Raw genomic sequence first — 711 nt, 5'->3', positions numbered from 1 at the left:
GCCTATAAATATAACTCGCCCCGGATTGCACCCGCATGCCATCTGGCAAACATGCCAAAACTCGATCATTTATCGTCATTACCGCATTAGTGCGCACACCCTCTTCATCGATTTCGAGGAAGCGCACCTCACCAATATCCCCCTCGCATCGCCTTCCAGATAATTATTTAGTTTCCGCATAAAAATCAGCATCTTCAATATGCAAGGCCGAGACATTCCTCAAGGTTAATTTGATCCGACAAACGAAGATCGATTTCCGATCGAGTCCATAGTCGCCCACACTCCAAATAAAACGTCAACTTCAGCGATCTCGATTTCCACCCGCACGACCAGAGGCATGAATCAAGCGAACTAGTACTTGTCCCACCGGATAACAGGACTCGTCCAACTCCATGCTCGAATCACAAAATATAATATTGCATATGTCGAATCCATACAAAATAACCACCGCTTATCAGCCTTCCGCATCATCAACTCCCTAAGATGAATTCACTCATGCTCTCTCATATTCTTTTTCGTTCTTCCCGTATCAAAACATTCCTGGCATCGCTTTTCGCCGCATGCAGCCTGCAATCCCACGCAGCCACCTTTACCCTGGAAAATCCAACCATCATCTTCAACGAAACGGATCAACGCGTCGCCTTCAACGTCAAAAACGACGGCGAAAGCCCGATGCTGCTCATCAGCAAGCTCGAAGACCTCGGTGAAGAC

At 47.3% G+C, this 711-nt stretch carries 1 protein-coding gene; it reads left to right on the top strand.

Features of this window, described 5'->3' with window-relative positions; genetic code table 11:
- Nucleotides 1–495: 495 nt before the first annotated feature.
- The coding region (locus tag J5M58_RS25820; protein ID WP_207880144.1) for a hypothetical protein at nt 496–711 on the top strand (216 nt) is incomplete at its 3' end.

The sequence above is a fragment of the Pseudomonas sp. 32_A genome (genome assembly GCF_017490905.1).
Taxonomy (GTDB): domain Bacteria; phylum Pseudomonadota; class Gammaproteobacteria; order Pseudomonadales; family Pseudomonadaceae; genus Aquipseudomonas; species Aquipseudomonas inefficax.
This window is presented reverse-complemented; position numbering and strand designations above follow the sequence as displayed.